This window comes from Arenibacter amylolyticus (assembly GCF_002150785.1).
GTDB lineage: Bacteria > Bacteroidota > Bacteroidia > Flavobacteriales > Flavobacteriaceae > Arenibacter > Arenibacter amylolyticus.
In genome coordinates, this window is the sequence record NZ_MTAZ01000045.1 from 44051 (window position 1) to 67600 (window position 23550).

Genomic DNA, 23550 nt, shown 5'->3' on the forward strand with positions numbered 1-23550 from the left:
AGCCTACTTTACCTTCTTAACATTAGGGATATCCATATTGTTTACCCGTAAGAGGTGGCGGTCATTTTGGGGTAGTAGGGATAGAATGGCACCCATTTTAAGGTCTAGGTTGTAAGCCTGTAATTTATTCTCCCCAATGGGGTATAGGGATAGCTCCATGGGTCCAATTACATCAAAATTCACCGCTAGCCCTTTAAAGTTGCCGTTTTCGGTTACGATACTTAATAGTAGGCATTCATCGTTAAAATTAGTATCGTCACTCAAAGCGACTTGGGTGATGTAGGCATTTTTATTGTTTTGGGACAAAAATGATTTCAACACTTTGTATTTGGGATTTTGCAGGCCTTCCATTTTAATTTCATTCTTAATTTCCCTTTCCAATAGATCCTTCGCATTGGTAAAGGAGAACCCACTATAATCATTCTCTTTGAAGGCTTTGTTAAAGGCTTTATGGAACTTTTCGTTTAACTGCATGGCTGGACTATTAGGACTGTAATTATCGGGATCCGAAATTAAATCCAACATTTCCTGATTGTCTACCATTAATGCTAAGGTTCCAGTGTTGTCTTCAATTTTAAATTGCTGACCAGATGGTAATTGGTAGGTTCCTATCAACGTTTCGGTATTGACTTCTACCTTATTAAACTTTGGAGGAAGCGGAACTTGCTCTCCCATTGCCAATGCTTCTAAATCGCCCCGCACCACATAAAAGGCTAATTTTCCGTTGATGGTGGCGTTGGTAAATAGCATGGTAATGATGTTGTCTTTTACAAACCATCGTAATTCTGCACTTAGACCCAATGTACTACCGCCATCGTGCTGTCTTAATGCGCCATCATCCAACACATCCCAGCCATAACCATAATCGTTCTTGTAAGGTGTCCACATTTTATTCTTGGCCTCAGAAGAAAGTATTTTTTCCGTTTCTAAGGCCTTTACCCATTTAAGCATATCGCTGGTGGTAGACAAGATGCCCCCGTTGCCTTTAAGGTGCCATGTTGGATTTGTAAATTGTTTGGTGGAACCATTGTTCTTAGTACCATTATAAATGTGAACAAAATTAGTGGTATCCCATTTGGGAAGTCGATAGCCTGTGTGATCCATTCCGGCTGGAGTAAATAGGTGGGTATTGAGGAATTCCTCATAATCTACTCTGCTCAGCTTTTCTATAATTATTGCCAGTAAAGAGTAGCCAACGTTGGAATAGTTAAAATTCTCTCCGGGATTAAATTTTAAATCCGAGTTTAGGGCTTGTTTTAGATAGGCTTCTTTGGAGATTTCCTCAAAATCGTCACCAATGGCTCCTGGTAATCCGGAGGTATGGGTGAGTAGGTGGTGAATGCTAATATTGGTCTTATCTTGGGGTACCTCCTCTAAATAAACAGTAATTTTATCGGTGGTTTTTAATTTTCCCATCATTTCCAACTTCATAATAGCCGCTGCCGTAAATTGTTTGGTAACGGATCCTGTTGAAAAAATAGCATTGGGCGTGTTTTTTTTCTTGTTTTCCCTATCTGCATAGCCATAGCCTTTATTTAATAGGGTTTCACCATCTTTGGATAGGAGTACTGCTCCGGAGAAACCTAAAGATTCCGTTCGCTGCAGATACTCGTCCATCCGGGTTCCTAAATTTTGCTGTCCATGAACTAGGAAGCTAACCATAATGCATAGGATAAGAAGAATAGAGTGTTTCATGATAGTTGTATTTAAAGATTATTAGGTGGCTGGCAAGAGGATCCGCAAATGGGCTTTAATAGGTAGGGAGTGTCTTGCTTAAAACAAGATTAAGAACAGATCTTAAATTGTGAAAATGTTTGTTATGTAGGGTAGGTAAGTGGGACCAAAGAACCCCTCTCTGTTATTTAGTCGTAAATTTCCAATCTAGGTTGTTGATCACTTTATTGAGGTTGTTTGTAAAACAGCCCTAGTCATATTCACTATAAATGCTAATTTTATGGAGAAACCCATTACACATGCTTAGAAAAACCTTGATCATAATTTTACACATGCTCTTTTGGACCCTTAGTTATTACTTCATTACTAGGGTTTTTGGGGTGTCTACTGTAGAGATTATTGAAGAGGAAATTAATGGTTTGGAAGAAAAGGTTTTAATAACCTTTGACCACAGATTTACCCTGGCTACTGCTATTACTGTGGGCTTGTGTGCCTTGGTTTTTTATACCAATATATTTGCGTTTTTAAAAACCTATTTTCAAGATAAAAAGACTAGATCGTACCTGCTTAAATTAGGTGTTACTATTTTCTTGGCAATGGGCTTAAGTATAATCTTAAATAAATACGTGAACTATTACGACGACCCACGAAAGGAGGTATTCCTTTTCCCATCCTTCGGTTTACATATGGCGCTTTTCGTTTTTTATACGGTGATATCCTTTGCCTATGCATTTACTTTGGAATGGTTTAAAAATGAAAAACTACGGAACCAGATTACCCAGGAAAAGCTAAAGACGGAATTAAATTTTTTGAAGGCGCAGATTAATCCACATTTCCTGTTCAATACCCTAAACAACTTGTTCTCCATCTCCCAAAAACATAAGATAGACGAGCTTTCTACCGGAATAAGCGAATTGTCTAACCTAATGCGGTATATGTTATACGAGAGCAATTCGTCCTTTGTGTCTTTAAAAAAAGAGGTAGATTACATTGAGAGTTTTATAGAAATTCAGAAGTTGCGATATGATGAGAATGATTTTATAATCAATTTTGATAAAAAGGGAAATTTAAATCAAGTAGCGGTTGCTCCCATGATTTTATTGCCCTTTGTGGAAAATGCTTTTAAACACGGGTTTAGTATGGACCAAAGTTCCATTATCAATATGATGGTAGACGCAAGTGATGGAAATATTCGCTTTAAGGTAGTAAATAAAACGTTTAACAATAAGGGGGGATCAGAGAGTGCTTCTGGGATAGGATTGGAGAATGTAAAACGACGATTAGATTTAATTTACCCTAAAAACCATACCTTAGATATTTCGGAAACAGCGGATAGGTTTACGGTAGCATTGAATATTAAGACAGATGGGTAGTATTAAAACCATAATCATAGATGATGAGCCCAAAGCTATACAGGTGCTGCAGCGCTATGCAGAGGAAACAGACCTGCTACAAGTGGAAGCTAGTTTTAGGGACCCGGTGAAAGCGTTAGATTATTTACAGCGAAATAAGATAGACCTGCTGTTTTTGGATATCAATATGCCTAAATTAACGGGAATGGAATTCCTAAATGTTTTGGAACAAAAACCCAAAGTAATTTTCACTACAGCGTATTCGGAATACGCCTTGGAGAGTTACGATCATAACACGGTAGATTATTTATTGAAACCCATAGGTTTTAAGCGCTTTTTAAAGGCGGTTGCCAAGGCTAAAAGTTTACTTGTGCCTGAGACTCCAGCGAGCAACCCATCAAGGGCAATAGAGCGAGATAAGACGATATATATTAAAAGCGGCCCGCAACTTCATAAAATCAATACTCAGGATATTTTATATTTGGAGAAGGATGGCAACTACCTAACCTTTCATACCAAAACCAAGAAAATACTTTCTAGGCAAAATATGAAGGATGTTTTTGAAATTGTGAGTCCAACCGAATTTATTAGGGTGCACAAGTCTTATATTGTTTCTAAAAGGCACATGGAAATTATTGAGAGCCATCAAATTGGGATGGGATCCATTAAAATTCCGGTAGGCAGAAGTTATAGGGAAGAGGTTATGAAAATGGTGGGGAACCTATAGTTCATCAAATGCTGCATCTTATGCTCCCAAGATAACCAGGGAACGGATGTTGCCGAACACAGGATCCCTCAAAAGTTGCTGATTGTAGCCTTTAGCTTAGGTTACTTAGCCACCTCAAATGTTTTCAGCATATTTTTACTGGACGCATTGGGCACCTCGGAAATGAGGGCATATTTACCAGGCTCTATAGTTGCCGTGAAATAGCCGGTATTGCCTGCAGGCATATCATTAACGCCTCCAATGAAGGTTACACCTTTGGGTGAAGGGTCTATTAAACCTTTAGGATCCGACCAATTCATCCATACTTCCAATTCCTCCAGATTGGCATCTTCCTCCAACTTTACAAGATGAATATCATGACCAACAAAATGTTCATGTGCAATTTGATCTTTATAGAATACAGAAAAAGTGTGTTTTCCAGCACTAACGGAGTCGTTAAAGACAATTCCCTCGGTACTGGAAATGCTAATGTCTACATCAGCAGTCAAGGGCTTATTACCCGAATCGGTATTGGAAACTACTAAATCTTTTGTCATTCCCATAGAGGTGTGGAAAATACCATTGCTCATTTTTACATAGCATTCAATAACGTATTTACCAGGCGCTAATTTAAGAGTTGTCTCCCCTATTTGGCCGGGTGAGACTAATCCAGAACCCCCAACAAATACTACTTCGCCAAACCATTCTGGGAGTTTTTCAAACTCGGCATACCCTTCTTCAACCTTTCCTTCCATAATTAATTTCATAGCACTATCGAACACGGGGGATACTAGATTTTCTGCATCGTTTGCGGTCTTTCCCTCTGGGTACTTATCTACCAGGAAAAAATGTGTTTGCGGTGATAGATTTTTATAGCGAAAGGTATTCCATCCTGAAGTAATAGTATCTGGCATTTGAAAATCCATGTTCTCTGTTATAATTTCTATAACATTCTCCTTAACTATTTTCTCGGTTTCCTGCTTTTTCTCCTTCGTTTCATTTTTGCAGGACTGAATTAATAAAAGGCTCATTGAGATAATAATTACAATTCCAACAAAGCCGGCTCTAGCTAGGTATTCTTCAAAAGTTTTCATAATATCGGGTATTTAGTTAATGGTCTTTTTAATGGTATATAGTGCTGACTAGCACTTAGTTAGCATAAAAATAAGTAATTTTATCCAATTTGCGAATGGTTACTACCGCATTAGGTAAGTGCTTTATTGTTTAAATATTTCTGTCTGCAAAAAATGTGCGTTACAGGGAGAATAATGTAATTTACGGATACTCATGTAACTAATTTTAATGGATGGTTTAGCCAGGGAGAGAAAAGGGCTAAGACTTCCATGAGAATATCAGGGTAAACGCTACAGTTTTAATCTTGTGTTTCACTGCTGTCCGGGGGTTGAAGCGCTAGGTGTATTGAAAATTATTGTAAAGAGTTTAAACGTATGCCATCTATTTCGTTGAAAGAAAAAACACCTTGCTCCATAAGACTTATATATTGGTCTGTTAGGCTAGCGTTAAAGAGTAGCAGATCGTCCGTATTGATGGTTAAATTAATTCCAGCGTCGTACAGCTTTCTAATGGGATGGGTATGTAGGTCTGCAACCGCTCCTAGGGCAATATTGCTTTGAGGACATATATTAAGCCTTATGCCCCTTTCTAGGATCATTTGAATGGTTTTGGCGGATTTTACTGCATGTATGCCGTGCTGAATTTCATCGGGCTCTAGATGCATAATAGCCTCTTCTATGGTTTCGGGTCCCCCAAATTCCCCTATATGGACCTTGGTTTTAAGGTTCTTGTATTTGGCATTCAGAAATAGTTGCCGAAAACCGCTTAAATCCCTTCCTTTTTCGTTTCCGTAAATGTCTAATCCGTAGAACACACCACTTTCAAAACAACACCTGGCTAATCCATTGATAAGGTCAATTGAACTGTCCTTATTAATACCGATTTCCGGCCTAAAATCGATTACCCCCACGTACTTTTGCTTTAAACCTTCCACTGCTTCGATGAATTCTTTTATCGAATTTCCAAAAAGCCTAATAAGGTTTAAGTCCACACTAGCTTCCAAGCGGGTTACACGGTCTGCTATACTACTCCTTATTCCCAGATCCATAAGGGCAATGGCCTTCTCCGAAGAACTCATAAAAGGTTTAATGTGTTGGTTAATAAACTCCATCATTCCCATAAAGCCGTCGTAATATTGGGGTAGGGGAAGGTCTAAGTGCGGATACTGAGCTTTAAGTAAGTCTAAGCGAGCACTTAGATGTAAATGGCTGTGTACATCGCCCTTGGGAAGAAGTTGAATCTTATGTCTTATGCTATCCATTCCACAATGATAAGGTCTTGATAAAAAAAATGATCCTCAATGCTTGGATTCTTATCACACCCCATAACGAATAAGCCTTCTTTTACCAATATTTTTTTCATAAAGAGATTTTTATAGGAAGGGAGTATCTAAGTAAACATTCCGAATCATAGGAGGTTATTTTAAAATAAAAGTTTACTTCCGTAATTGAAAAAAAAGGGCAGGAACTGTGTCTAACTACCTTTAAAGATAAGTAATTTAGTCCTTTTTAGATGAAAAATGGACAAGAACATAAGAAGGGTTCCACCTCATTTTAAATTAAATATTGGAGTATTTTACTTGGAAAAGGAATTAAGGTTGCCATAATTTCTTCGCTTAGGGAATGAATCTCTATTGAAAAGTATATGTGCCCCGCCAATCGGCCGGGGCACATATTTAACTATTGTAGTTCGTTATCTTCACCTGTATGTTTCTTGTAAAACTGCCAAACCTCTTTAGCTACATCTCTTCCCAATTCTAGTCCAGCTATGTTGTCTGCCTGAATATGATAGCCTCCTAAAACTCTTGAAATACCAGCCATTTCCGCAGTTTCTGTGAATGTAGGAAATTCTAAAGTAATGGTGTCTCCCAAACTATTCGGTTCTGTCATTGCACCTGCTACCAATTGTGCATCGGAGCCAAACTCATCACTTCCAGTCCACATTTTTAAGGCTTCTGCACAACCTCCGCTAATGGTACTATGCCCGGAAACATAACTTGGAAACGGCGGACATAAAAAGGTTTCCGGGGAATAGGGTCTCCATTGGTTTCCGTCCAGTTCTATGATTCCCTTGTCCTCACCTCCCCAAGCTTTAATTTTTTGATCATCATAATAGGTATGTACCAATGCGTAGGGTCTAGCATAATCATAGAACATTTTTGAATCCCAAGATGCAATAAAAGCATCCATAGCAACAACTTGATTAAAAAAATACATTTTCACATCTTGGTCCAGTGTATGATTATCTCGAATCGATACCTCTTGAGCAAATTGCAACCAATGTCCGGCTTGTTGAACTGATTGTGGGCCATCTCGCATAAATTCTACTAATGCTTTTTGGTAATCGGTAAGGTTGGCCTGCATTTCTACAACCTCCTTAACCTCCTCTTCTAATTGCTTAGAACCCACCATGGGCGGTGGTCCTGGTCTAAATTGGTCGCCAGATTTTAGGGCTATGGGTTTTACTTTATCCCAAAAAGGAGTTAAACATCCTGGGGCAAATTTGCCTCCCATTCCATCCGAAAAATATTTAGGTTGCCAACGATTTATATCCACATTATTATCCGCAGAATTGATAGGCTCATAACCTACGTAATTGTAATAGGGAACTCCATTTGAGCCTTCTTCCTCACCATATTGATTGGCACCGTCGCCAATTCTGGCCGCAATTACCGCCTTTGCAGCTAAGTTGCCAATTCCTTCTGGGGTAGTGGGATCTAAGCTTTCGTTATTTGGATCTAAACCTAGTTCCTTCATGAAATCAGCAAACAATTCTTTATCAGAATAATAATACTCACTCATCGCTCGAAATCCAGCATAACTAATTGCTATTTCCTTGTTTTTCAATGAATGTTCTTGGGCGGGTCTTCTCTCTACATCGTTAAGGTATACCGGAATTGCATTTTCATCAAAACGGGACCAGGCATCAAAAATAGCGACAAAAATCAACCCCAAGTAGCGGGAAGTAATCGTTGGTCTAGGTTGAAATCGATCTGTATCATAAGCGGTTGCGGTCAGCGCCATTTCGCCCCATTTATAGGCGATATTATCTATCCCTATAGGTTCCTTTTTAATCCTATGCTCTGTTTTCGCGCTGTTTTTGCATCCAATAGCAACAAATAGCATTAGTGCGAATAAGTAATTTTTCTTCATAATCTTAGTTGGTTGATTAGTTTTATTCCATAAGCCATTACCATAGGACAATGGAATAAGTTGGGTTTATTCAGGTTTCTCAGGGACTAATCTAATGTATTTATATTTTTTTATAAAATCTATTTAATCACCAATGTCTTATTTAAATTTTAAATAGCGGATTATTGACGTATTATGATCTTGAAGAGTTGGATAATCCGCTGACCTTAAGATTTGTATGAGGTTTCAGGTGTAGGTAATGTTGCCAAAGAAAAGGTTTACTCCTAAAAATCCTCAATGCGTTTGTAGAGAAAGGCACTTTTGATAAGTAAATTAGGTTAAAGAAAAGGACAGGATTGAAATTGTAATTAACAATAACAGTGAAGACACCGAAGAAAAATGGAATTTAATTTACGGATCATTTCACCGGTGCCGTACTATATGACAAAGGAATATTTATATTTTTTTGAGAATGGTGCTGGCACCGTTCAAGACAAAATACCTGTAGTATTTCTTCTAAATTTACTCAATCGGCTGATCCAATATTGCCAAACAGGTTTCCAGGCCTTCTAGAAAGTTACCCAATCTCAGGTTTTCGTTGGGAGCATGTATATTGTTATCCGGATTGGGAATACGGATTGATACTGCCGGAATACCCAGTGTTTTAATAAAAGGAGCAATGGGCTGGGAGCCGCCCGTAGTCCTCATAGTGACATAATCCGTTCCATATATTCTACTCAAGGCCTTATTTAGCATTACACCAACAGGACTTTCAAAATCCGTTCTGTATGCATTAGATCCCAGCTTATAGGTAAACGAGGCTAGTTTTTTAAAGTTTTGCCGTTCCAATTCTGTAGGGATAGCATCCACTAAGTGATACCCCTGTTGCTGAATGTGATTTTTTAAGAGTTCCATTAATCGATTTCCATCCGATTCGGGAACCAAACGCATATCGAACTCCACAATTACCTCTGAGGGAATTACGGTGCGGACCGCATTACCTACCCATGCAGCTCTAAGTCCCCTAATGTTGAGGGAGGGATACTGCAAGGATTCCTGATAACTATTCCCTACTGCATCTGCGATAGCGATTCCCAAAGTTTGCATAATACTGTCCTTGTTTTCTGGAAGGCTGTTCAGTAGTTGTTTTTCTTTGTCGCTAAGGGTGATGCCGTCATAGAATCCCGGTAGGGTAACCTTACCGTCCTCATCCTTTAAGCTGCCCAAGAGTTTTGCGGTATCAAATACGGGATTGGGGGCAAAATTACCGTATTGACCACTGTGTAGGTCGTATCTAGGGCCAAAGACCCTTAAGGTGGCCGTGGCAATACCCCTCGCACCATAAGTGAGGGTAGGGAGGTTAGATAGGTGTCTGGTGCCATCCATAATCAATACCATCTCTGCTTTTAATAATTCCTTGTTGTCCTCTACCGCTTTAGGAAGTTGGGGAGAACCCATTTCCTCCTGAAAGTCCATAATCACTTTTATATTATAAGCAGGAGTGATTTTTTTAAACTGCATTATTTGCAGGGCAGAAATAAAGGCCATGGCAGGACCTTTGGAATCGGAGGCCGATCTTGCAAAAATGCGCCAATCCAGGTCTAAAGAATCGAGCTTTGTGGGGAAGGCTATGGTTTCCCATAGGTTTAAACCGACGTTCTTTTTTAGCACCGGAACAAAAGGATTTGGTTGGAGCCATTTGGTGGTATCTACGGGTTGGCCATCGATCTGTAGATAAAACAATACAGTTTTAGCTTCCTGGTGAAATATTCGCTCTGCAAATAGCAGTGGTGCCCCGCTAGTAGTAATTCTTTGGGTGTTGAATTTTAAGCCGGTAAAAACCGAATCGCACCATACTAAGTTGTTTTCTATCTGGTCTGGAAAATGGCCGTCATTCGGAATCTGGAGAAATTGCCTAAGAGACTGAAGCGCCTCAGGGAATTTCTCATTGGCAAGATGGGTGATGTCGTTTTTGGACAGGGATTGCCCATTTAAAGAAGAAAAAATTAGGAGTAGGATAACTAGGCCAGTAAATTTTCTTTTCATATCGATGTCGGTTGGTTTATTCCTATTCTTGTAATGCTTAGATCCCGCTCCCTAATTTGTCTGCTTTCTCCGTGAACTTGCGCATGTTTTAGATCATAATATATGTGGTAGGATGAAACACATCAGCATAACTAACTCAAATAGCATTACAAGTTAAGTACAAAATCTAAGTTTTGGACCATGACAAAAAAGAAAAAACAATGGTACTGTTTTGAAGCGCCAAGCAGGCGCCTTTGCTTCTCAATGGACCTTCTAGGTCTTGTTTAGATATAACAAACTAAGATGCTTAAGTGGAGGTGTTAAAGGATAGCACTCAAAATTCCTGCATGTCTTGAAAATAGAATAAGTGGTTTGTAGTAAGTGGATCAGGCTAATAATTTTTAACTTTAATATTTCCAGTGGTACAAGCTGTTCACTTTCATCGGTTTTTATTGTCCGGAACAGATGTGAACGTAATTTTGTGCAAGCTGTGTTGTTTACATTCCCATTTATGTCGTTTACAGAAAATTGTTAATGGGGTTAACTTAAAAGTTGCAACTTAGGTTTACGCACAAACTGTAGGACACCTTAACAATCAGAATATGAAATACTATTGCATTCAATTATTATCTTTTTTCTTTTTGTCACTTAATTCCCAGGTATCATTTGCCCAAGAAAACACCTATACCATTACCGGAAAGGTGGTGGAAGAGGTCAGTGGACAGCCCATTGCCTTTGCTACCGTAATGGTAGCGGAAGTAGAGAGCAAAAAACCAATAGCAGGTACTACCACCTCGGATGATGGAAGGTTCCAATTAAAGACGGAGGCTTCCGATTTTTATATAGAAGTTAGTTTCCTTGGCTTTCAGAACAAGATTTTTGCTAAACCGCTTGGGCAAGCCCGAAAGATCGATTTAGGTACCATTGCCCTCTCCGAGAATGCCGAACAATTACGGGAGGTAGTAGTACAAGGTGAAATTTCGCGCACCGAATTTAAGTTGGACAAACGGGTGTTTAATGTGGGGAAAGATCTAAGTACCACTGGTGCCAGTGCCTTAGAAGTACTGAATAATGTCCCTTCGGTAAACGTCAATATAGAGGGACAGGTAAGTTTACGCGGTAGCCAGGGTGTTCAAATTTTGATTAATGGGAAGCCGTCTATTATCGCAAGTGAACAGGGAAATGCCCTAGGTACTATTACAGCTGATATGATAGATAGGATAGAGGTGATTACCAATCCGTCTGCAAAATACGATGCCGAGGGTACGTCGGGAATTATCAATATCGTTATTAAAAAGGAAGATCGAAAAGGGCTAAATGGCTCTATTTCTGTAAATACAGGTGCTCCCAATACCCATAGCGTGGGGGTAAGTCTAAATAGGCGGACGGAAAAATTCAATCTTTTCAGTCAGTTAGGAGTTGGCATTCGCGAATTGCCTAATGATATTGAAACTAGAAATGTGGATTTGACCAATAATCGCACCATCCTTAGCAAGGGTACCGAATATCGGAATGAAACCTATTACAATATTGTTTTGGGAACGGATTACCACATCAATGAAACCAATGTACTTACGCTTTCCGGAAATTTTGCAATGGAAATAGAGGAGCAACCATCGTCCACGGCCTTTGCAGCCATTGCTCCTAATGGGGATACGAGTGCCGAATGGGAAAGGAACGAGGTCACCGAGGCCAAAAACCCGAAATTGCAGTACGAATTGCAGTATAAGAAAGATTTTAAGGGGGATGAAGACCATACCTTGCTCTTTAGTGCCTTGGGTAATTTTTTTGGGAAGGACCAATCCTCCGAATTTGTAAACACCACTATTGCTGGAGATAATAATGATGCAACCCAACAAACGAGAACCGATTTTAAAGAAGCGGTATTTACGTATAAGTTAGACTACACCAATCCGTTTACGGACCAATGGACCTTGGAAACCGGCGCGCAATATGTTCTGAACGATGTGAGCAATGATTATGAGGTAAATAACTTAGTGAATGGTGTCTTTGAGAACGATCCTGGCCTGACCAATATTTTTGAGTACAATCAAAAAGTCTTAGGGCTCTATGGTACTGCCTCCTACGAAGGAGAAAAATGGGGTATAAAAGCAGGGCTACGCTTAGAACAAACAGATCTAAGCACCTTATTGGCAACATCCGGAGAAGCTAATGACCAGGATTACACCAACTTTTTCCCAAGTGTGCATACTTCCTATAAGTTTAACGAGAGGATTTCTTTGCAAGCAGGGTATTCCAAACGTATTTACAGGCCTAGATTATGGGATTTAAATCCCTTTTTTAACATTCGCAATAACTATAGCATCCGCCAAGGGAATCCGGATCTTTTGCCAGAATTTACAGATTCCTATGAGATTACCAGTATTTATATTTTGGGTAAGACCTCGTTAAATCTTGGCATCTACAGACGCTATACAACCGATGTTATAGAACGCGTATCTACCTTTGAGAATAATATCAGTACCTATAGACCAGAGAACATTGGAACCAACCAATCCAATGGGATTGAGTTTAATTCCAAATATAGTCCCGTAAAATGGTTTACTCTTACGGGCGACTTTAATTATAGTCAGTTTAAGCGGGAGGGCATGTTTGAAGACGCAGTGTTCGATTTTAAAGGAGATCAGTGGTCTGCCAAATTAATGGCAAAGTTGAAACTGCCAGAGGATATCGATCTGGAAATGACCGGTAATTATGAATCTAGTTACCAAACTGTTCAAAGTACTATAAACGATAATCTGTATATGGATTTAGGGCTAAGAAAAAGTATGTTTAAAGGCAAGGCGGTACTCAGCCTAAGTATACGGGATGTGTTTGAGTCTAGGATAGATGAGAGCCAGATTGCCCAGGCAGATTTTGAAATTTATAATACGCGACAAAGAGGCCGATTTGTTTCCTTCGGATTTAGTTATGGTTTTGGAAAAGGGGAGGCCATGGAATATTCCGGTCAAAGAAGACGGTAATGCACGTTCATAAGAGGGAAACCTTCCTAAGGGTAGTGCAACAAATTTTAGATTAACCCATACTTACATCTTGGAAAAATGAAAAAAATCACAAAGGAAGACATTAAACAAGAAGTGTTTGATCTCTATGACGATTATGCCCATAACCGGGTCAATAGAAGGTTGTTTATGGATAAGCTTGCTACCTATGCAGTAGGTGGACTCACGGTTGGTTCGTTGCTTAGCTTTATATCGCCCGATTATGTGAAGAAAATTCAGATTAAACAGGAGGATCCTAGGTTAAAATCGGAGTACATTACCTATAATTCCCCAAAAGGAGGAGGGGAGATGAAGGCTTTATTATCCAAGCCTGCCGAAACTAAAGGAAAAATATCTGGAATTGTGGTGGTGCATGAGAACCGTGGCCTAAATCCCCATATAGAGGATGTAGGACGAAGGGCAGCCCTTGAGGGCTTTATTTCTCTTGCTCCGGATGCCCTTACTCCCTTGGGAGGTTACCCTGGGAATGACGATGAGGGACGCGAGCTACAACAGAAAAGGGATAGGGAAGAGATGCTTCAAGATTTTATAGCCGCTTTTCACTATCTAAAATCACACCCGGATTGTAATGGAAAAGTAGGGGTGGTAGGCTTTTGTTTTGGGGGTTGGATTTCCAATATGATGGCCGTGAGGCTCCCAGATCTAGCTGCAGCCGTACCCTTTTACGGAGGACAGCCAACGGAAGATATTGAAAAGATAGAAGCACCCTTACTGCTTCAATTCGCGGAATTGGATAAACGTGTAAATGCAGGATGGCCCGCCTATGAGTCGGCCTTAAAAAAACATAATAAAGAATACACCGCGTATATCTACCCTAAAGTAAACCACGGATTTCATAATGACACTACCCCAAGGTATGATAGGGATGCGGCTGAACTCGCATGGAGTAGGACCATTGAGTTTTTTCGTGATAAGTTATCATGACACATAGTGCCTATCATCTTTCTTACCTAGGCTGCGGGTTATCCTAGCAATTTTGATTTATTGATGTTGAATGATCCAATGTTTTGGTATTTGTAAAATGAAGTCAGTTCCTAGTTGGGGAGTAGGAAAACTTGGGTCGAACATTGAGAAGTTCCATAATCATTAAAACGGGTGATATCCTGATCAACTGGGGCTGTTTGTTTAAACTGGATTGGTTTTTATCGATGTAGTCCGAGGGTGACGCGCGAACTACCGGTTAAGGCAGGCTTGCCTACCGGTTAAGGTAGGCATAGACCGGCATGGTAAACGTTCACCATCTAACCTCAGGAACCGATAGTGGCTGTCTGATCTCGGTAAAAGATGTGCTCAGACAGGCAGTCCTGATTAAAACACATAGCATAATACTTGTCCATAATCATCCCTCTGGGAACCTAAATCCCTCGGAAGCTGATAAGCAAATATCAACCAAATTGAAGAATGCTTCCAAGCTATTGGATATTCCCACGCTGGATAGTATTATCATAACCAGGGAAGGGTATTACTCCTTTGCGGATGAAGGGCTTTTATAGGCCCTTTTTTTTGATTGTTTATACTCTTACTGTATTCGAAAATGGACTGCACTAATTTCCCAGATGCTTTACCTTCCGTTGGAGAAACTCAAAGGCTGGTAAATAAAATAGTTTCAATAACCACTCTGACCTTTCCGGGTTCGCCGTTTAATCATATAATTTTTCACCCAAAACCGTGGAAATATCCTTCCAATCCAACTTTTAGGGATAGGAATAAATTTAAAGAAGATGCTATTATCCTTTAAAAAAGAGCAAGGAGACACGACGAGACAAGGTAAAAATAATTAAGATTTAAAAAAGGGGGTAGCGGAACTGTGATTATTTCCTAGTAAAATCGACCAACAATTGGCTATTAAAACAACCTAAATTAGCTCAAATTGAGACAGTTTTTCGTGGAAGAAGGATAAGGTTGTAAAGATATATGTCGTTGGATATTAGGTGATAATGAGGGAAAAATGTTTTACCTATGTTTTACCCAATAAAAAAACCCAGAAGATGAATCTCCTGGGTTCCCCGTGTTTACTAGTAGCGAGATCGGGAGTTGAACCCGAGACCTCCGGGTTATGAATCCGACGCTCTAACCGACTGAGCTACCTCGCCATTTGTATTTCAAAACGGCTGCAAATATATAGTTTAATTTCTATTCTTTCAAAATAAGATTAGAAAAAAATTAATATTCTTCTTTTATTTTTTAATCCTATATAAATATATATATTGACAACCATAAATATACGATTGGAATGAACGATAAAGTTAAATTTGAAGTTGAATTTGTTATACAGTCCTCGCCACAGTTACTGTATCAATATATATCCACTCCTTCCGGACTTTCAGAGTGGTTTGCCGATAATGTGAACTCCAGAGGAGAAAAGTTTTATTTTATCTGGGACGGCTCGGAAGAAGAGGCAAGAATGCTAAAACGGAAAAGTGACGAATTCGTCAAGTTTACCTGGGTCGCAGAAGAAGATGATAGCTTTTTTGAAATGCGCATTATTGTGGATGAGATTACTAAGGATGTGTCTCTCTTCATTACGGATTTTGCAGAAGAGGACGAGGTGGCCGAATCTAAAATGCTATGGGAGAATCAGGTGTCTAGCCTTAAACAAGTTTTGGGGTCTACCTAGGCCTTTAACGAAATAAATGTATCTTTGGCCTTGATTTTTCAAGGCTTTTTTTATGATCAATTTTAATGGAGATCTACTTTCCGACGATTCATTTTTTCTAAATCACGAAAATAGGGGACTTCGCTATGGCGACTCTCTTTTTGAGACCTTACGGGTGGTGAATGGCAAACTGTTCTTTTGGGAAGACCACTACCTAAGGCTTATGGCCTCTATGCGTATCCTGCGAATGGAAATCCCTATGAGCTTTACCATGGAGTATTTGGAAGAACAGATCATGGCTACCGTCACGGCAAATTCCTTGGAAAATGGCCCAGCGCGAGTGCGATTCACCGTTTTTAGAAATAATGGCGGACTCTATTTACCGGATACCAATGATATTTCCTTCCTAATGGAGGCCATAGCATTGGAAGCTCCCTTCTTTGTGCTTAACAAAGATGCCTATGAAGTGGAAATTTTTAAAGACTTTTATGTCAACCCAGATATGTTGTCTACCCTTAAGAGCAACAACAAGCTTATTAACGTGCTAGGTAGCGTTTTTGCGAAGGAAAACGGTTATCAGAACTGCCTCCTTGTAAACAATGAGAAGCGGGTAGTAGAGGCTCTTAATGGGAACCTCTTTTTGGTGAAGGGAAATCATATTAAAACTGCCCCCTTAAAAGACGGCTGTTTAAACGGAATTATCCGTAAAAAACTAATTGGAATCTTAGAAGCTTTGGAGCAATACGTATTCGAGGAAACCCATATTTCCCCTTTCGAGCTTCAAAAGGCAGATGAATTGTTTATCACCAACGCCATTGTTGGGATACAACCTATTAGTAAGTATCGGAAAAAGACGTATGATACCACTGTGGCACAAGACCTTGTTGGTAAATTAAACGCCGCAGCAAGACTTAACTAGGGTAGAAGAATTAATTTAAATTGGGGTTTTCGGGAGAATTGGACCAAATGAGGTAGTTGCCGCCTAACTCCAACATCTTTTCTCTCCAAAATGCATCAGCAGATTTCTGAATGATATTGCAATGGTAAATATTGTTGGCCACAATCCAAGATTTGGAGTGGAGCTCCTCTTCTAATTGTAGTGAAGACCAGCCAGAATAACCCAAAAAGAAACGGATGTCGTTTTCAGTGATAATGCGATTGTTAATCAGATCTATAATACAGCTGAAATCGCCACCCCAAAATATACCATCCGCAATTTCAATACTATTCTCTATCAAATCGGGTACCTTATGGATAAAATAAAGGTTGTCCTGCTCTACGGGGCCACCATTGTATACCGGAAAGGAAGCTTCTATTTCTGTGACTAGGTCGTTTATGTTGTGATTTAGGGGTTTGTTGAGAATAAATCCAACGGAACCCTCGCCATTATGTTCGGCAAGTAATACTATGGACCTGTGAAAGGAAACATCGCCGGAAAGTGTCGGTTCAGCGATAAGAAGTTTACCTTTTTTTGGTTTTTCCGCGATCATAACATAGGGTTCTATATTCCTAAAGTACTATATTTAACTAAATTTGGAAAGTTTTTCGCAAAAAAAAACACTTCCACACGGAAGTGTTTTATACGTATGCTGAAAAAATGATTAGTTAACAGACTGACTTAAATCAGATCCCGCTTTAAACTTAACAACATTTTTTGCTGCGATTTGAATTGTTTTACCAGTAGATGGGTTTCTACCTTCCCTAGCATTTCTTTTGGAAACAGACCAAGATCCGAAACCTACTAAAGATACTCTATCTCCTTTTTTTAGAGAGCTTTCAACATTTCCTAAAAAAGATTCCAAAGCTTTCTTTGCTGCTGCTTTTGTAATGCCAGCATCAGCTGCCATTGCATCTATTAATTCTGTTTTGTTCATAATTTCGATTAATTAATTGTTATTATTTATATTTTAATACTCCAACAAAATTATACGGATTTGCCAGTAACGCAAGTAAAACATAGGGAAATCGCTAATTTTGTTGATAACTTCGGGACATTGTTAATAAAGTAGGAGGATTTTTACGGTTCTCGCTGGCGTCAATGTACATGGGGGTTTAGCGCAGATAAGCACTTTTTTCCAATTTTAATCCGTTTAAAACCTCCCGAATGGTCATTCTTCGTTTTCCTGGAAGTTGAATTTCTAGGAGTTTCATATAGCCTCCTTTAACCGCAACCTTTAGCTCATTTTTAGATGCCAAGAGGCTTCCAACTTCCATTTGGTGCGTAGCTTCCTCCTTGGCCGCTTTATAGATTTTGACCAAACTTTTATCTTCTCCATTATATAAGGTACTCCAAGCGGTGGGGTAGGGACTTAATCCTCTTATCTTATTATATACTTGTTCCATTGGCTGGTCCCAGTTTACTTCACAGGTATCCCTATGAATTTTAGGAGCCTCTTTCAATTCGGTATCCTCGGACTGTTTTTTCGGGGTTATTTCTCCAGCCATAAGCTGCTCTACGGTTTTGATGACCAATTGGGCTCCTAGTATCATTAACCTATCGTGTAGCGTGCCGGCAGTGTCGTCCTCACTAATAGAGGTGCTTTCCCGTAACAATATTTCTCCAGTGTCTATTTTTTCGTCAATAAAGAAGGTAGTGGCACCCGTTTCCTTTTCCCCATTTATGATGGCCCAGTTAATGGGAGCCGCCCCACGGTAATCCGGGAGGAGGGAGGCGTGTAAATTAAAAGTGCCCATTGGGGGGATGGCCCAAACTAGTTTAGGCAACATTCTAAAGGCTACCACAATCTGCAACTGTGGCCTAAGGGATTTTAAGGACTCCAAAAACCCCTCATCTTTTAAATTGGTGGGCTGTAATAGATTTAGCCCGTTCTCTAAAGCGTATTGCTTTACAGCGGATTGGTTCAGTTTTCTTCCACGGCCGGCAGGTTTATCGGGAGCAGTGATAACCCCCACTACGGGGAAACCACCTTTGTGTAAGGCTTCCAAAGTGGCTACCGCAAAATCCGGGGTGCCCATAAATACGATTCTAGGTTTTTCCATTATTTGCTTATTTCGTATTGATTTGTTGAGTTAATACTTATACTGCCGTCTTCTAACAGCCCTTGTAAGGCCATTAAAACAGAGCTTTCTTTATACGTAAGTAGTCGGATCAACTCGCGGGATCCATACTTTTGTATTTGTAAATGTTTTAAAATCTCCTGTTGTACAATGGTAATGATGTCTTGGTCTATAGGCTTTTTTTGTAGACAAACATCACATTGCCCGCAGGGTGTAGGTTGTTTTTCCCCAAAGTAGGAGAGGAGTTGAGCGCTTCTACAGACCGTAGTGTTTTTTACGTAGGTCAATATTTGATCTACATTGGCGGTTTTCACAGCAATCATTTGTTTTATTTTCTGAGCAAACATATGTATGGTACGCTCATCTTCCCGAGGAACTAAAAAAGTAATTTCTAGATCGTTGTGTTGTGCGGAGTATTCTATTATTTCATCCTGCGCCAATCGCTCCAAAGTGCGGATTACCTCTTGTTCCGATGTATTCACTTTTTTGGCAATCAATAAGGTGTTGATTTTAGTATCAAAGTCGAACACCCCCCCATAAGTACGTAGAATAGTCTGAATGATGGGGGCAGTTTTAGTATGCGTATCCAAATACTGGAATAGGTGTCCCTTAGATGCAATAAACCTAATGGTAGTTTTTTGTGAAAAAGCCTCTGAGAGGGAGATTACCGAATTCTGATCCAATATTCGCAGCCCATTATAGGTGAGGTTTCCTTTTAATTTATAGGTGTCGCAAAAGGCATTAAAGGGTAGGGGGTAGGTCTCACTGCTACCTTCCCCAAAAGGAATCTGGAAATAATTATTCAGTTTGTTATAAAGGAGTTTTATAAAAGCTACATCTGGCAGCGAGCCTAAAAACTGATTGCGCACCTGGGATTCATCCTTTTGATTTACAATCATTACGGCGCGTGCTGGTTGTCCATTGCGACCGGCCCTCCCGGCTTCCTGAAAATAATTTTCCATACTGTCTGGAATCTGGTAGTGGATAACCAGTCCCACATCTGGCTTGTCTATCCCCATACCAAAGGCATTGGTAGCTACCATTACCTTAACCTTATTGGATAGCCAGTTGTTTAATCGCTCTTCTTTATCCTTTTTATTGATTCCCCCATGGAAGAAAGTGGCCGATTGCCCTTGATTGATTAAATAATTGGTCAATGTTACCGTCATTCTTCTATTGCGGACATATACAATGACGCTGGTTCTGCATTCCCTGCACAGCTCCCTTAATCGATAATTCTTATCCTCGTCCCAAAACACATTGAAGGTAATATTGTTTCTTGCAAAGGAATCCTTTACCCTAAGTGGTTCCTTCAATCCTAGGTTTTCACAAATATCCTGGACCACCATATCGGTTGCCGTGGCCGTTAGGGCAATTACCGGTGCCTGGGGCACTAGTTCCCTAAGCTCTGCACATTTTAAATAGGCAGGCCTAAAATCGTTTCCCCATTGTGAAATACAATGAGCCTCATCGATGGCGATAAGGTTTACGTTCATCTGTTGTATGCGATCGCGAACCAGGTCTTGCTGCAAGCGTTCTGGAGAGAGGTATAAAAACTTATAATTCCCGTACAGGCAATTGTCCAATAATTGATTTACCTCTTCAAAGGAGATTCCCCCAGTTAGGGCAATGGCTTTTATCCCCAAGGATTTTAAAGTTTCTACCTGGTTATTTATCAAGGCTACCAAAGGGGATACTACAATACATATCCCGTCCTTTGCCAGGGCTGGAACTTGATAACAAAGAGATTTACCTCCTCCGGTGGGGAGTAGGGCCATCACATCTTTCCCTTGCAGTACGGCATGGATAATTTCTTCCTGCGAATTTCTAAAATCCGGGAATCCCCAATACTGCTGTAAAATCTCTTTGGGATGCTGTTCCACTAAGTGTTTTTTAAGGCATTTAGGATAAAGGTAACTCTTCCTTCTACGGTTTCCTTGGGAACATCAATAATAGTGTATCCAAAATCCCTATAGGTTTTTTCTAAACAACTATGGATTTGCAGGGCTTCTTCATAACTTTCGTAACGCTCATTGTCCGAAGCGTGAATTTCTTGCCAAGGGGGCAATAAAAAGATATGATCGTATCGGAGGGTCTCAATGGGTTTCACAAATTGGGGACCGTACTCCTGACCAAAACAATCCATATAAGCAGTAACATCTGGAAGTCCGCGATCAAAGAAAATAAGAGGCTCGTCTACTTTTTGGGACGCGTGGAACTGGGCCATTCTGCCTTCCATAATACGTTCGCTAAAGAGCAGTGGGTCTGTTTTAAACAATTGCGGAATCCCCTCTTTCCTTGCTTCTAAGGTAACCTGACGCGAAATTTCTTCAAAGCAAAAGTAGCCCAGCGCTTCTATTTTATTTATGATAGAGGTCTTGCCGGTGCTGGGTCCGCCCGTAATAACAATTTTTTTAGAATTCAAATAACGAAATTTAGTGTTGTGCAATATGCTACGGAAATAGCCTTGCAAAGTAATGAAATACCATAAAGATTAAAAAATTGACAAGGATACTTTATATCTTTGCCAAAAAAATAAGGGCATGGAACCACAAAATTCGGAAGATTTCTACAAAAGATTAAAGGAACAATTGGCTACAGTAAGCAAGTGGCCCTCCAATTACCTCTATAAATTTATTGTACCTACCAATAGCGAGAAAATAAAACAGATAGAAACTATTTTCGATAATACCGGAGCGGTTATAGAATCTAAAACCTCAAAAACGGCCAAATACACCAGTCTATCTATCACTGTAAACTTGGATGGTCCAGATGCGGTGATCGAAAAATACAAGGCTGTAGGGAAGTTGGAAGGGGTAATATCGCTATAAAATAGTATATCTAGCATAATTTTAGTAATTTGCGAGCGTTATAAGAATACTTCCTTATCAACACATAAATCATTAGCAATAAACATTTCGATTTGAATTTAGTAGAAAACTTAGAATACAATACTGAGCGCTCTAAGCTCATTATTCCCGAGTATGGGCGTCATTTCCAAAAAATGGTGGACTATGCGGTTTCCATTGAGGACGATGAAGAGCGGGACAGGATAGCCAAGGCAATCATAAGTGTAATGGGGAATATACAGCCTCACTTGCGCGATGTGCCAGATTTTCATCACAAGTTGTGGGATCAGCTATTTATTATGTCCGACTTTAAACTGAACGTAACTTCCCCATTTCCCATTACTTCCAAGGAAAGCTTGCAAAGGAGGCCAGATCCCTTGGGATACCCTCAAAATTTTCCAAAATACCGATTTTATGGGAACAACATTAAACGGATGATTGATGTTGCCGTAAAATGGGAAAAAGGTGATAAGCGCGATGGATTGGAATACGCCATTGCCAATCACATGAAAAAGTGTTACCTAAACTGGAATAAGGATACCGTAGACGACAAGATCATATTTAAGCATTTATATGAACTTAGTGACGGTCAAATAGACCTTGCCAAGGGAGGTGAGAACTTAACCGAAAGCGGACAGTTCTTAAAAAATAGGGTAGCCAAAACCTCCAGAACCTCTTCATCAAAAAAATCTCAAAGAAACCACTCTCGCGGTAAAAAGCGTCATTAATTTTATGGGAACATTTAAAATTGAAGGCGGGCACCAGTTGTCTGGTGAGATTACGCCTCAAGGGGCCAAGAACGAAGCGTTGCAAATACTTTGTGCCGTATTACTTACCCCGGAAAAAATTACGATTAGCAATATTCCAGATATTGTAGATGTCAATAAACTAATCGCTCTGTTGAAAGATTTGGGAGTGGTAGTCGAAAAAATAGATAGGAGTACCTATTCATTTACGGCCAAGGACATCAATTTAGAATTCTTACAATCTGCCCAGTTTAAAGAAGATGGACGAGGATTACGGGGATCCATCATGTTAGTAGGACCTTTGTTGGCCCGTTTTGGAAAAGGCTATGTGCCTAAACCTGGAGGGGATAAAATTGGAAGGAGACGATTGGATACCCATTTTGAAGGATTCATAAAATTGGGCGCCAAGTTTAGATATAATAAGGAAGAGCACTTTTACGGTGTGGAAGCAGATCGCTTGCAAGGAACCTATATGCTATTAGACGAGGCATCGGTTACCGGGACCGCAAATATAGTAATGGCAGCGGTCCTTGCGGAGGGAAAGACCACTATCTACAATGCGGCCTGCGAACCTTATTTGCAGCAGCTTTGTAAGATGCTCAATAGAATGGGGGCCAAGATTACGGGTATAGGCTCTAATTTATTGGAAATTGAGGGGGTAACATCCCTTGGAGGTACGGAACACCGCATGCTTCCAGATATGATTGAGATAGGTAGCTGGATTGGGTTGGCAGCCATGACCAAAAGTGAGCTGACCATTAAAGATGTGAGCTGGGACGATCTAGGACAGATTCCCAGTGTTTTCAGGAAAATGGGAATAGAGTTAGAGCGTAGAGGCGATGATATTTTTATCCCCGAACAAAAGGACGGCTACAAGATTCAGAATTATATAGACGGGTCCATTCTAACCGTTTCGGATGCACCATGGCCGGGAATGACGCCAGACTTGCTAAGTATTATCCTAGTGATGGCGACCCAAGCAAAAGGGGAAGTACTTATTCATCAGAAAATGTTTGAAAGCCGACTCTTCTTTGTTGATAAATTGATAGATATGGGGGCCAAGATCATTCTTTGCGACCCACATAGAGCTACTGTAATTGGACACAACTTTAAGTCGAGCTTAAAGGCTACTACCATGGTGTCTCCGGATATTAGGGCAGGGGTTTCCCTGTTAATTGCAGCCCTGTCGGCCAAAGGAACGTCTACCATTCACAATATTGAACAAATAGACCGTGGCTATGAGAATATAGACACTAGGCTAAGGGCAATTGGGGCCAAGATCACAAGGATCTAAAAGATTTCCAGATTACCTAAAGCCAAAAGGTATTGATAAAAAAAAACTCCCGTGAAGATAAT

Annotated in this window: 20 protein-coding genes and 1 tRNA gene; 10 read left to right on the forward strand and 11 right to left on the reverse strand. The window is 40.0% G+C overall.

All coding sequences use genetic code 11. The features are described from left to right. Positions 1 to 3: 3 nt before the first annotated feature. The gene (locus tag BV214_RS13960) at positions 4 to 1695 is read right to left on the reverse strand and encodes a serine hydrolase domain-containing protein (RefSeq protein WP_086478126.1); all 1692 of its coding nucleotides are present in this window, start codon (positions 1693 to 1695) and stop codon (positions 4 to 6) included. 278 nt (positions 1696 to 1973) lie between these two features. Here BV214_RS13960 and BV214_RS13965 point away from each other — a divergent pair, with 278 nt between their 5' ends. Together BV214_RS13965 and BV214_RS13970 are read left to right on the forward strand one after the other, a co-directional pair. Then, positions 1974 to 3047 carry a sensor histidine kinase gene (locus BV214_RS13965; protein ID WP_176328523.1) on the forward strand — a complete coding sequence of 358 codons (1074 nt, stop codon included), beginning with the start codon at positions 1974 to 1976 and terminating at the stop codon, positions 3045 to 3047. Then, the gene (locus BV214_RS13970; protein ID WP_086478128.1) at positions 3040 to 3753 is read left to right on the forward strand and encodes a LytR/AlgR family response regulator transcription factor; all 714 of its coding nucleotides are present in this window, start codon (positions 3040 to 3042) and stop codon (positions 3751 to 3753) included. The genes BV214_RS13965 and BV214_RS13970 overlap by 8 nt, the downstream gene beginning before the upstream one ends. Positions 3754 to 3854: 101 nt before the next feature. On the opposite strand, the gene BV214_RS13975 is transcribed toward BV214_RS13970, so the two are convergent. The 4 genes from BV214_RS13975 to BV214_RS13990 all read right to left on the reverse strand — a co-directional run bounded on the left by BV214_RS13975 (position 3855) and on the right by BV214_RS13990 (position 9983). Continuing rightward, positions 3855 to 4826, reverse strand: a complete 972-nt coding sequence (locus BV214_RS13975; protein WP_086478129.1) for a hypothetical protein — start codon at positions 4824 to 4826, stop codon at positions 3855 to 3857. Between the two features lie 332 nt (positions 4827 to 5158). Further along, positions 5159 to 6067 carry an amidohydrolase family protein gene (locus BV214_RS13980; RefSeq protein ID WP_086478130.1) on the reverse strand — a complete coding sequence of 303 codons (909 nt, stop codon included), beginning with the start codon at positions 6065 to 6067 and terminating at the stop codon, positions 5159 to 5161. 418 nt (positions 6068 to 6485) lie between these two features. Then, the gene (locus tag BV214_RS13985) at positions 6486 to 7958 is read right to left on the reverse strand and encodes a vanadium-dependent haloperoxidase (protein WP_086478131.1); all 1473 of its coding nucleotides are present in this window, start codon (positions 7956 to 7958) and stop codon (positions 6486 to 6488) included. A 501-nt stretch (positions 7959 to 8459) separates the two neighbouring features. Then, positions 8460 to 9983: a M20/M25/M40 family metallo-hydrolase gene (locus tag BV214_RS13990; RefSeq protein WP_086478132.1), complete on the reverse strand. Its 1524-nt coding sequence runs from the start codon at positions 9981 to 9983 to the stop codon at positions 8460 to 8462. A 581-nt stretch (positions 9984 to 10564) separates the two neighbouring features. Between BV214_RS13990 and BV214_RS13995 the strand changes: the two genes are divergently transcribed. From BV214_RS13995 to BV214_RS14005, 3 genes are all read left to right on the forward strand, one after another. Continuing rightward, positions 10565 to 12946 (forward strand): outer membrane beta-barrel family protein, encoded by a 2382-nt coding sequence (locus tag BV214_RS13995; protein WP_086478133.1) that lies wholly within the window; start codon positions 10565 to 10567, stop codon positions 12944 to 12946. A gap of 78 nt (positions 12947 to 13024) precedes the next feature. Then, complete coding sequence (locus BV214_RS14000; protein WP_086478134.1) at positions 13025 to 13909, forward strand: dienelactone hydrolase family protein; 885 nt, start codon at positions 13025 to 13027, stop codon at positions 13907 to 13909. Positions 13910 to 14208: 299 nt separating this feature from the next. Beyond that, a complete protein-coding gene (locus BV214_RS14005; RefSeq protein WP_086478135.1) occupies positions 14209 to 14478 on the forward strand; it encodes a JAB domain-containing protein in 270 nt (89 codons plus the stop codon). A 526-nt stretch (positions 14479 to 15004) separates the two neighbouring features. On the opposite strand, the gene BV214_RS14015 is transcribed toward BV214_RS14005, so the two are convergent. Beyond that, positions 15005 to 15078 (reverse strand) — tRNA-Met (locus tag BV214_RS14015). Between the two features lie 140 nt (positions 15079 to 15218). Here BV214_RS14015 and BV214_RS14020 point away from each other — a divergent pair. Together BV214_RS14020 and BV214_RS14025 are read left to right on the forward strand one after the other, a co-directional pair. Next, on the forward strand, positions 15219 to 15602 hold the full coding sequence (locus tag BV214_RS14020) for an START-like domain-containing protein (RefSeq protein WP_086478137.1): 384 nt from the start codon (positions 15219 to 15221) through the stop codon (positions 15600 to 15602). Between the two features lie 52 nt (positions 15603 to 15654). After that, complete coding sequence (locus BV214_RS14025; protein ID WP_086478138.1) at positions 15655 to 16500, forward strand: aminotransferase class IV; 846 nt, start codon at positions 15655 to 15657, stop codon at positions 16498 to 16500. 10 nt (positions 16501 to 16510) lie between these two features. Here BV214_RS14025 and BV214_RS14030 read toward each other — a convergent pair whose 3' ends face one another. From BV214_RS14030 to BV214_RS14050, 5 genes are all read right to left on the reverse strand, one after another. Then, positions 16511 to 17071, reverse strand: coding sequence for a YqgE/AlgH family protein (locus BV214_RS14030; RefSeq protein ID WP_086478139.1), 561 nt, complete (start codon positions 17069 to 17071; stop codon positions 16511 to 16513). A gap of 111 nt (positions 17072 to 17182) precedes the next feature. Continuing rightward, positions 17183 to 17455 carry an HU family DNA-binding protein gene (locus BV214_RS14035; RefSeq protein WP_086478140.1) on the reverse strand — a complete coding sequence of 91 codons (273 nt, stop codon included), beginning with the start codon at positions 17453 to 17455 and terminating at the stop codon, positions 17183 to 17185. 178 nt (positions 17456 to 17633) lie between these two features. After that, positions 17634 to 18581, reverse strand: coding sequence for a methionyl-tRNA formyltransferase (gene fmt / locus BV214_RS14040; RefSeq protein WP_086478141.1), 948 nt, complete (start codon positions 18579 to 18581; stop codon positions 17634 to 17636). Next, positions 18581 to 20482: a RecQ family ATP-dependent DNA helicase gene (locus BV214_RS14045; RefSeq protein ID WP_086478142.1), complete on the reverse strand. Its 1902-nt coding sequence runs from the start codon at positions 20480 to 20482 to the stop codon at positions 18581 to 18583. The genes fmt and BV214_RS14045 overlap by 1 nt, the downstream gene beginning before the upstream one ends. Continuing rightward, positions 20482 to 21024: an AAA family ATPase gene (locus BV214_RS14050; RefSeq protein ID WP_086478151.1), complete on the reverse strand. Its 543-nt coding sequence runs from the start codon at positions 21022 to 21024 to the stop codon at positions 20482 to 20484. Before BV214_RS14050 ends, BV214_RS14045 begins: the two co-directional genes overlap by 1 nt. A 118-nt stretch (positions 21025 to 21142) precedes the next feature. Between BV214_RS14050 and BV214_RS14055 the strand changes: the two genes are divergently transcribed. From BV214_RS14055 to murA, 3 genes are all read left to right on the forward strand, one after another. After that, positions 21143 to 21430 (forward strand): DUF493 family protein, encoded by a 288-nt coding sequence (locus tag BV214_RS14055; RefSeq protein ID WP_086478143.1) that lies wholly within the window; start codon positions 21143 to 21145, stop codon positions 21428 to 21430. Between the two features lie 92 nt (positions 21431 to 21522). Further along, the gene (locus BV214_RS14060; protein WP_086478144.1) at positions 21523 to 22176 is read left to right on the forward strand and encodes a DUF4290 domain-containing protein; all 654 of its coding nucleotides are present in this window, start codon (positions 21523 to 21525) and stop codon (positions 22174 to 22176) included. Positions 22177 to 22180: 4 nt separating this feature from the next. Next, positions 22181 to 23488: a UDP-N-acetylglucosamine 1-carboxyvinyltransferase gene (gene murA / locus BV214_RS14065; RefSeq protein ID WP_086478145.1), complete on the forward strand. Its 1308-nt coding sequence runs from the start codon at positions 22181 to 22183 to the stop codon at positions 23486 to 23488. Positions 23489 to 23550 lie beyond the last annotated feature (62 nt).

Bases quoted from the DNA above. Each gene is read 5' to 3' on its own strand.
- BV214_RS14020 (WP_086478137.1), top strand. From the start codon at position 15,219: ATGAACGATAAAGTTAAATTTGAAGTTGAATTTGTTATACAGTCCTCG.
- BV214_RS13980 (WP_086478130.1), bottom strand. From the start codon at position 6,067: ATGGATAGCATAAGACATAAGATTCAACTTCTTCCCAAGGGCGATGTA.
- BV214_RS14055 (WP_086478143.1), top strand. From the start codon at position 21,143: ATGGAACCACAAAATTCGGAAGATTTCTACAAAAGATTAAAGGAACAA.
- BV214_RS13985 (WP_086478131.1), bottom strand. From the start codon at position 7,958: ATGAAGAAAAATTACTTATTCGCACTAATGCTATTTGTTGCTATTGGA.
- fmt (WP_086478141.1), bottom strand. From the start codon at position 18,581: ATGGAAAAACCTAGAATCGTATTTATGGGCACCCCGGATTTTGCGGTA.
- BV214_RS13975 (WP_086478129.1), bottom strand. From the start codon at position 4,826: ATGAAAACTTTTGAAGAATACCTAGCTAGAGCCGGCTTTGTTGGAATT.
- BV214_RS13970 (WP_086478128.1), top strand. From the start codon at position 3,040: ATGGGTAGTATTAAAACCATAATCATAGATGATGAGCCCAAAGCTATA.
- BV214_RS13995 (WP_086478133.1), top strand. From the start codon at position 10,565: ATGAAATACTATTGCATTCAATTATTATCTTTTTTCTTTTTGTCACTT.
- BV214_RS13965 (WP_176328523.1), top strand. From the start codon at position 1,974: ATGCTTAGAAAAACCTTGATCATAATTTTACACATGCTCTTTTGGACC.
- BV214_RS14025 (WP_086478138.1), top strand. From the start codon at position 15,655: ATGATCAATTTTAATGGAGATCTACTTTCCGACGATTCATTTTTTCTA.
- BV214_RS14000 (WP_086478134.1), top strand. From the start codon at position 13,025: ATGAAAAAAATCACAAAGGAAGACATTAAACAAGAAGTGTTTGATCTC.
- BV214_RS13960 (WP_086478126.1), bottom strand. From the start codon at position 1,695: ATGAAACACTCTATTCTTCTTATCCTATGCATTATGGTTAGCTTCCTA.
- BV214_RS13990 (WP_086478132.1), bottom strand. From the start codon at position 9,983: ATGAAAAGAAAATTTACTGGCCTAGTTATCCTACTCCTAATTTTTTCT.
- BV214_RS14005 (WP_086478135.1), top strand. From the start codon at position 14,209: ATGGTAAACGTTCACCATCTAACCTCAGGAACCGATAGTGGCTGTCTG.
- murA (WP_086478145.1), top strand. From the start codon at position 22,181: ATGGGAACATTTAAAATTGAAGGCGGGCACCAGTTGTCTGGTGAGATT.
- BV214_RS14030 (WP_086478139.1), bottom strand. From the start codon at position 17,071: ATGATCGCGGAAAAACCAAAAAAAGGTAAACTTCTTATCGCTGAACCG.
- BV214_RS14035 (WP_086478140.1), bottom strand. From the start codon at position 17,455: ATGAACAAAACAGAATTAATAGATGCAATGGCAGCTGATGCTGGCATT.